The organism is Streptomyces sp. NPDC000941, assembly GCF_053599555.1.
The window spans coordinates 1-8648 of the sequence record NZ_JBSFMM010000338.1 but is presented as its reverse complement, the minus strand read 5'-3'; the positions used below and the strand labels follow the sequence as shown (position 1 = coordinate 8648).

Here is an 8648-nt window from a genome sequence, read left to right as displayed (position 1 = left end):
GTCGCGGGCGGTCTCGCGGGCCGTGGACACCGCGGAGCGGGCGGCCGTCGGGACGCCGGCGCAGGTGCCGTCGGCGCCGAGCAGCGGCTCGTACTCGTCCTCGTTGACCGGCAGGCCCACCGTGCGGACCTGTTTGCCCAGGCGCGCGCCGCAGCCCCAGTGGTCGTTGGCCGCCTTGGCGGTGGCGGTCGCGGTGCGGACGAAGTCGGGGCGGACGGCGGGGTCGTCGAGGGTGACTCCGCCGAGCTTGGTCTCCACGGTGATCAGCAGGCTGGTGCCGCCGTTGGCGCACTCCAGCAGTACGGCGGCGGTCCCTTCGCCGTCCTCGTTGTCGTCCTGCCGCACACTGTCCGTGCCGAAGACCCCGGACCAGCCGTGGCCGAGGGGGACCGCGAGGGTGCCCCGCCCGGGTACGGGGGTGTACGTCCCGGCGATGCCGTACGTGGTGCGGGGCCGCGGGCCGGCCTCGATGTTCACCTTGACGCTGCCCTTGCCGTCGGCCGCCACCTCGCACCGTACGGCGAGGGTGTTGGCCTGGTCCTCGTCGCCCTTGGCCTTCGCCTTGGCGTCGAAGGTGCCCTTGGTGCGGTTGCTCACGCTGATCTCGCCGTCGCCGAGCACCGCGCGGACCTCGTCCTTGGCCAGCACTCCGTCGCAGGCCGCGTCGAGCGCGCGGTCGTCACTGCCGGCCATCCAGACGATCGTGCCCGTCAGGGCAGCCAGCGCCAGCACGGCGGCCCCGAGGCCCCACGCGCGGCGGCGGGTGAGCCTGCCACCGAGCCAGGTCGAAGGGCTCTCGCCGTCCCCTTCGTCAGGTTGCTCCTCGGACCGGTCGCCGCGTCGCAGTCTGCTCAGTGCCATTCCTCGACCTCCCCCAGCACCTTCGTATCGCGGCACCCCGCCGACTTCGGCCAGCCGTCCGGCGCGCTCAGATAGCGGTCAAGCGCCGTGCGCGCCGTACGGGAGAGCTTGGCGCGGTCCTTGGCGCCCAGGGTGGCGGTCGCGCCGTCCTCGATCAGGATCGAGGGGATCACCGAGACGCGGTGGTAGGTGTCCCGGCCGCCGCACACCGAGCGTGCCCACAGGGCGAGTTGAGGGTCCTCGACGTAGGACGAGATCCGGTCCTCGCCCTGGGCACCGTCAGTCCCGCCGTCGGCCCCACCGACCTTGCCGTCGTCGTCGCCCTTGTCACCGCCGGCGGGCTTTCCCTGGTCCTGGGACACTCCCCACCCCGGCACATGACCCTCGCGCTCGTACGAGTCGTATGCGGTCCGGCCGAAAATGCCCGACCAGCTGGCCGCCTCGACGCCGGTGATCTGCCAGTCCGCCGGCTGGCTGCCGTCGTTCTTCTCGGCCTCCGAGTCCCAGGTGCCCTGGCAGGCGTTCAGCACCCGGGACTCCTGGACGTCGCCGAGCGTGGTCCAGGCCCCGGGCATGACGCCGGGCAGCGAACGGGCGTTGATCCAGTTGCATTTGCGCAGATCGCGGCCGGGCTCCTCGATGCGCTCCGACCGCCAGTCGCCCTTGTCGTCGTGCGCCTCGTAGGTGTCCAGCACCTGGGTCGGCGCCTTGAGCGTGGCGCTCCCGCAGCCCTGCGCCTCGGTGATGGCGTTCGCGACGTGGACGGCGGTGCGGAAGCCGGTAAGGGCGGCGGCCCGTTCGGCCCTGGCCCGCTCCTCGCGCTCGGCGGCGCTGTCGGCGGCCTCGTGGTCGCCGTCGGTGACAAGTGCCGACACATACAGGTCGGTCGTGGGCCGGACCCGGCCGCGCAGCCCGTCCACGCACTCGGTCACCAGCCAGGCGCCACGCCTGCCGTACTGGCCGGTGGTACCGGGGGCGACATACGTGCCGTCGGTGCCGGCCGTACCCAGGAGGTCTTCGGTCTCCATACCCTCGGGGACGTCGGAGACCAGCGCTTCGGCGTGCACGGTGACGCCGTATCCGTCGCCCCACGAGAGCGCGCAGTGGAGCAGCGAGCGGCTGGTCCGGCCGGGTTCGAGCATCGTGCCGTGCTGGCTGAGCTCGCCCGCCGAGCCGTCGCGGACGAGCCGCTTCAGATCCGCGTACGGGAGGGTGCCGTCACACGCCTTTCTCAGCTGGGCGCGGTTGGCCGCGAGATGGCCGCCGCTGTCGCGGTTCACGACGACGAAGACCGCAACCAGCGCTATGACGAGTACCACCAGGGCCGTGTGGCGCAGCCACACGCGGGCCCACAACCGACGCATCCCGCCCCCGCTCCTTCGTCCCCCTTGATCACAGGCGATCAGGTGATCAGACAACCCCGTTGATCAAGCCGGGACAGTACCAGAGCCCGCATCACGCGCTGCAGGGGTCGCACGGGGGAGGTGTCGTGCGGAACAGGTGCCGTACGGAGCAGGTGTCGTACGGAGCGGACGTCAGAAGACCGACTCGGCCTCGTCCATGCGGGCCACCGGAACCGTCTTGAGCTCGGTGACCGCCTCGGCGATCGGCACCATCTCGATGTCCGTGCCGCGCAGCGCGGTCATCATGCCGAAGTCGCCGCGGTGGGCGGCCTCGACGGCGTGCCAGCCGAAGCGGGTGGCCAGCACCCGGTCGTACGCGGTCGGGGTGCCGCCGCGCTGGACGTGGCCGAGGATGACCGGGCGGGCCTCCTTGCCGAGGCGGCGCTCCAGTTCGGCGGCGAGGCGGTTGCCGATACCGGTGAACCGCTCGTGGCCGTACTGGTCGATCTCGCCCTTCTGGTAGTCCATCGTGCCCTCGGCGGGGTGCGCGCCCTCGGCGACGCAGATCACCGCGAACTTCTTGCCGCGGGAGAAGCGCTCCTCGACCATCTTCACCAGCGCGTCGATCTCGAACGGCCGCTCCGGCAGGCAGATGCCGTGCGCGCCGCCCGCCATACCGGACTCCAGCGCGATCCAGCCCGCGTGGCGCCCCATGACCTCGACGACCATGACCCGCTGATGGGACTCGGCCGTGGTCTTGAGCCGGTCCATGGCCTCGGTGGCCACGCCGACGGCGGTATCGAAGCCGAAGGTGCGGTCGGTGGCGGAGATGTCGTTGTCGATGGTCTTGGGCACGCCGACGATGGGCAGCCCGGCGTCGGAGAGCATCCGGGCGGCGGTGAGGGTGCCCTCGCCGCCGATCGGGATCAGCACGTCGATGCCGTAGTCGCGGGCGTGGTCCTTGGAGGTCTCACACGCCTCGCGCAGCCGGGCCCGCTCCAGGCGGGAGGAGCCGAGGATGGTGCCGCCGCGGGCGAGGATGCCCGCCACGGCGTCCAGGTCGAGCTTGCGGTGACGGCCGTCGAGCAGCCCCTTGAAGCCGTCTTCGAAGCCGATGACCTCGTCGCCGTGGCCGGCCACGGCACGGTGGACGACCGAACGGATCACAGCGTTCAGGCCGGGGCAGTCGCCGCCTGCGGTGAGAACTCCGATGCGCATCGTGCTGTGTCTCCTGCTGCCTTCGGGTAGGTGTGAGCCAGTCCGATTGTTTCATGGGCCCGGTGGTGCTGTGTCCGTCTCTGTACCCGTACCTGAGGAGCGCTTTATCGATGCCCGCAGGTATTGTCAAGGGGACGGGGCCGCCGATACGGCCGTTTTTAGGGAAGTTTCGACGGAAGTTTCGACCGCACTTCAGGCCGGAGTGTCGACCATCAGATCGGAGTGCCAGGCGTGACGCGCAGCGTGTACGTGACCGGGATCGAGCGCGGTGACGGCCGCCAGGTCGTCGAGCTCGGGGTCATGGAGCTCCTGACCCGCCATGTCGACCGGGTCGGCGTCTTCCGCCCCCTGGTGCACGACAACCCCGACCGGCTCTTCGATCTGCTGCGGGCCCGCTACCGGCTGGGCCAGTCGCCCGAGTCCGTCTTCGGGATCACCTACGACGAGGCGTCCGCGCTCCAGGCCGAGCGGGGCACCGACGAGCTGGTGGCGCACCTGGTCGGCCGGTTCCACGAGGTGGCCCGCGAGTACGAGTACGTGCTGGTGCTGGGCAGCGACTACGCCGCGACCAGCCTCCCCGACGAGCTGGGGCTCAACGCGCGGCTGGCCAATGAGTTCGGCGCCTCGGTGATCACCGTGGTCAGCGGCAAGGATCAGAGCGTCGAGTCGCAGGGCGCCGAGGCGCACAACGCGTACCGCGCCTATGAGGCGCAGGGCTGCGATGTCGTCGCCGTCGTGGTGAACCGGGTGGCCCCCGGCGACCGGGAGGCCGTGGCCGAGCTGCTGCGGGACAAGCTCCCCGTCCCCTGCTACGCGCTGCCCGAGGACGGCGCGCTGTCCGCGCCGACCGTCTCCCAGGTGGTGCGCACCCTGGGCGCCGAGGTGCTGCTCGGCGACCACTCGGGGCTGTCGCGGGACGTACGGGGCTTTGTCTTCGGCGGCGCCATGCTGCCCAGCTTTCTGCCCGCGCTGACCGAGGGCTGTCTGGTGGTGACCCCCGGCGACCGCGCCGATCTGATCATCGGGGCGCTGGCCGCGCACAGCGCGGGCGCCCCGCCGATCGCCGGGGTGCTGCTCACCCTGGACGAGCGGCCGGGGGAGGACATCCTGGCGCTGGCCTCCCGGCTGGCCCCGGGCACCCCGGTGGCGGCCGTGGCGGGCGGCAGCTTCCCGACCGCGGCCGAGCTGTTCGCGCTGGAGGGAAAGCTGACCGCGGGCGCGCCGCGTAAGGCCGAGACCGCGCTCGGTCTCTTCGAGCGACATGTGGACACCGCCGAGCTGACCAACCGGATCTCGGTCGCCCGCTCCGGCCGGGTCACCCCGATGATGTTCGAGCACGAGCTGATCGAGCGCTCCCGCGCGGGCCGCCGCCGCGTCGTGCTCCCCGAGGGCACCGAGGAGCGGGTGCTGCGCGCCGCCGATGTGCTGCTGCGCCGCGATGTGTGCGACCTCACACTGCTGGGCGAGGAGGACACGATCCGCAAGCGCGCCGCCGAGCTGGGTATCCAGCTCGCGGACGCGCAGATCATCGATCCGCAGACCTCGCCGCTGCGCGATCGCTTCGCCGAGCTGTACGCGCGGCTGCGCGCCCATAAGGGCGTCTCGTACGAGCTGGCCTACGACGTGGTCGCCGACGTCTCGTACTTCGGCACGCTGATGGTGCAGGAGGGCCTGGCCGACGGCATGGTCTCCGGGGCCGTGCACTCCACCGCCGCCACCATCCGGCCCGCCTTCGAGATCATCAAGACCGCGCCGGACGCCGAGATCGTCTCCTCGGTCTTCTTCATGTGCCTGGCGGACCGGGTGCTGGTGTACGGCGACTGCGCGGTCAACCCGGATCCGGACGCCGAGCAGCTGGCGGACATCGCCATCCAGTCGGCGACGACGGCCGCCCAGTTCGGCGTGGAGCCGCGGATCGCGATGCTCTCGTACTCCACCGGCACCTCCGGCTCCGGCGCGGATGTCGACAAGGTGCGCAAGGCGACCGAGCTGGTCCGTGAGCGCCGTCCGGACCTGCTGGTCGAGGGCCCGATCCAGTACGACGCCGCGGTGGACACGGCGGTCGCGGCGACCAAGCTGCCGGGCTCCGAGGTGGCGGGCAAGGCCACGGTCCTGATCTTCCCGGACCTGAACACCGGCAACAACACCTACAAGGCGGTGCAGCGCTCGGCGGGCGCGGTCGCGGTCGGCCCGGTGCTGCAGGGGCTGCGCAAGCCGGTCAACGACCTGTCCCGCGGGGCGCTGGTCCAGGACATCGTCAACACCGTCTCGATCACCGCCGTCCAGGCCCAGACGCCTGCCCCCGGCTTCCCCGTCTCCCCCGGCTCCCCCGTACAGAAAGCACCCACCGCGTGAACGGCTCCCGAGTCCTCGTCCTCAACTCCGGCTCCTCGTCGGTCAAATACCAGCTGCTCGACATGGCCGACGGCGCCCGGCTCGCCTCCGGCATCGTGGAGCGGATCGGGGAGGGCCCCGTCGTCGACCACTCGGCCGCCCTCAAGCAGGTCGCCGAGGAACTGGCCGCGCAGGGCCTGGGCCTGGACTCGCCCGAACTTGCGGCGGTCGGCCACCGGGTGGTGCATGGCGGCACCCGGTTCACCGAGCCGACCCTGATCACCGACGACGTGGTCGAGGAGATCGAGAAGCTGGTGCCGCTGGCCCCGCTGCACAACCCGGCGAACGTCACCGGGATCAAGGTGGCCCGCGCGCTGCGCCCGGATCTGCCGCAGGTCGCGGTCTTCGACACGGCGTTCCACGCCACGATGCCGGAGGAGGCCGCGCGCTACGCCATCGAGCAGGAGACCGCCGACCGGTACGGGGTGCGGCGCTACGGCTTCCACGGCACCTCCCACGCGTATGTCTCCCGGGCCACCGCCGCGCTGCTGGGCCGGGACGTCGCCGAGGTCAACACGATCGTGCTGCACCTGGGCAACGGCGCCAGCGCCTCCGCGGTGCGCGGCGGGGTGTGCGTGGACACCTCGATGGGGCTCACCCCGCTGGAGGGCCTGGTCATGGGTACTCGCTCGGGCGATCTGGACCCGGCGGCGATCTTCCATCTGGCCCGGGTCGGCGGGATGTCGATCGACGAGATCGACACCCTGCTGAACAAGCGCAGCGGGCTGCTGGGCCTGTGCGGGGACAACGACATGCGCGAGATCGGCCGCCGGATGGGCGAGGGCGACCCGGCGGCTCAGCTCGCCTTCGACGTCTACGTCCATCGGCTGCGGAAGTATGTGGGCGCGTACACCGCGGTGCTGGGGCGGGTGGACGCCATCGCCTTCACCGCGGGCGTCGGGGAGAACTCCGCGGCGGTGCGGGAGGCGGCGATGCGCGGCCTTCCCGCGTTCGGCATCGAGGTGGACGCGGTGCGCAACGCGGTGCGCGGCGCCTCGGCGCGGCTGATCTCCACGGAGGCCAGCCGGGTCGCGGTGGCCGTCGTGCCCACCGACGAGGAGCTGGAGATCGCCAGCCAGACCTTCGAGTTGGTCGCTGCTTAGCCGCTGCTGGGTCGCCACCCGGTCTCCGGCTGGTCTTCGACTGATCTCCGGCCGTTCGGCGGCTCTTGCCCCGGCATTGCGCCGCTGTCCATAGCGTAAATATTCCGCTCCGAAACAAACGGATAGGATCTGCCTCATGCGCCGTTCCAAAATCGTCTGCACTCTGGGCCCCGCCGTCGACTCCTACGACCAGCTGAAGTCGCTGATCGAGGCCGGGATGAACGTGGCCCGATTCAATATGAGCCACGGGAGCCACACGGAGCACGAGGAGCGGTACCACCGCGTCCGCAAGGCCTCCGAGGAGACCGGGCGCGCGGTCGGCGTGCTCGCCGACCTCCAGGGCCCCAAGATCCGGCTGGAGACCTTCGCCGACGGCCCGGTGGAGCTGGTGCGCGGTGACGAGTTCACCATCACCACCGAGGACGTACCGGGCGACCGGACGATCTGCGGCACCACGTACAAGGGGCTGCCGGGCGACGTCTCCAAGGGCGACCAGGTCCTGATCAACGACGGCAATGTCGAGCTGCGGGTCACCGCGGTCGACGGCCCGCGGGTCAAGACGATCGTCATCGAGGGCGGTGTGATCTCCGACCACAAGGGGATCAACCTGCCGGGCACCGCGGTCAATGTGCCCGCGCTGTCCGAGAAGGACATCGTGGACCTGAAGTTCGCCCTGGCGATGGGGTGCGACATGGTCGCGCTGTCCTTCGTCCGGGACGCCGGCGACGTCCGCGATGTGCACCGCGTCATGGACGAGGTGGGGCACCGGGTGCCGGTGATCGCCAAGGTCGAGAAGCCGCAGGCGGTCGCCAACATGGAGGAGGTCGTCGCGGCCTTCGACGGCGTCATGGTGGCCCGCGGCGACCTGGCCGTCGAGTATCCGCTCGAGAAGGTCCCGATGGTGCAGAAGCGCCTGATCGAGCTGTGCCGGCGGAACGCCAAGCCGGTGATCGTGGCGACCCAGATGATGGAGTCCATGATCACCAACTCGCGGCCGACCCGCGCCGAGTCGTCCGACGTCGCCAACGCGATCCTGGACGGCGCCGACGCGGTCATGCTCTCCGCGGAGTCCTCCGTCGGCGCGTATCCGCTGGAGACGGTCAAGACGATGTCCCGCATCGTCCAGGCCGCCGAGCAGGAACTGCTCTCGCGCGGTCTGCAGCCGCTGGTCCCCGGCAAGAAGCCGCGTACGCAGGGCGGCTCGGTCGCCCGTGCGGCCTGCGAGATCGCGGACTTCCTGGGCGCCCAGTCGCTGGTGGCCTTCACCCAGTCCGGCGACACCGCCCGCCGGCTGTCCCGCTACCGCGCCCAGCAGCCGATCCTGGCCTTCACCACCGATGTGGCCACCCGCAACCAGCTGACGCTCAGCTGGGGCGTGGAGTCGTTCGTGGTGCCGTATGTGGAGCACACCGACGCGATGGTGGACCTCGTCGACGCCGAGCTGTCGAAGCTGGGCCGCTACAACGAGGGCGACACCATGATCATGACCGCCGGTTCGCCCCCCGGCGTCGCCGGCACCACCAACATGGTCCGGGTGCACCACCTGGGCGGCGAGAGCAAGTAGCCCGGCCGCTGAGCGGGCCCCCGGCCGCCGAGCGGGCGAAGGGGCCCCTGAGCGGGCGGCTGACGCGCCGGGGGGGTCGCCCCCCGCGCGGGGGGGTTGGGCCACCAACGGCTCTTTTGTTCTATTACACAGTATACATCACTTAACCAACGAATAAAGTCGACG

Annotated in this window: 6 protein-coding genes; 3 read left to right on the top strand and 3 right to left on the bottom strand. The window is 71.0% G+C overall.

Annotated features, from left to right (window positions below):
- The 3 genes from ACWDSL_RS50005 to ACWDSL_RS49995 all read right to left on the bottom strand — a co-directional run.
- On the bottom strand, window positions 1–861 hold an 861-nt coding region (locus ACWDSL_RS50005; protein WP_450496015.1), incomplete at its 3' end, for a hypothetical protein.
- Complete coding sequence (locus ACWDSL_RS50000; protein ID WP_450496013.1) at window positions 852–2225, bottom strand: hypothetical protein; 1374 nt, start codon at window positions 2223–2225, stop codon at window positions 852–854. The genes ACWDSL_RS50005 and ACWDSL_RS50000, both read right to left, overlap by 10 nt.
- A 171-nt stretch (window positions 2226–2396) precedes the next feature.
- Window positions 2397–3422: a 6-phosphofructokinase gene (locus ACWDSL_RS49995; protein WP_398531270.1), complete on the bottom strand. Its 1026-nt coding sequence runs from the start codon at window positions 3420–3422 to the stop codon at window positions 2397–2399.
- 231 nt (window positions 3423–3653) lie between these two features.
- Between ACWDSL_RS49995 and pta the strand changes: the two genes are divergently transcribed.
- From pta to pyk, 3 genes are all read left to right on the top strand, one after another.
- The gene (pta, locus tag ACWDSL_RS49990) at window positions 3654–5777 is read left to right on the top strand and encodes a phosphate acetyltransferase (protein ID WP_450496011.1); all 2124 of its coding nucleotides are present in this window, start codon (window positions 3654–3656) and stop codon (window positions 5775–5777) included.
- Entirely contained in the window at window positions 5774–6919 is a 1146-nt protein-coding gene (locus tag ACWDSL_RS49985; protein WP_450496009.1) for an acetate kinase, read from the top strand. Before pta ends, ACWDSL_RS49985 begins: the two co-directional genes overlap by 4 nt.
- 136 nt (window positions 6920–7055) lie before the next feature.
- Window positions 7056–8483 (top strand): pyruvate kinase, encoded by a 1428-nt coding sequence (gene pyk, locus ACWDSL_RS49980; RefSeq protein ID WP_450496008.1) that lies wholly within the window; start codon window positions 7056–7058, stop codon window positions 8481–8483.
- Window positions 8484–8648 lie beyond the last annotated feature (165 nt).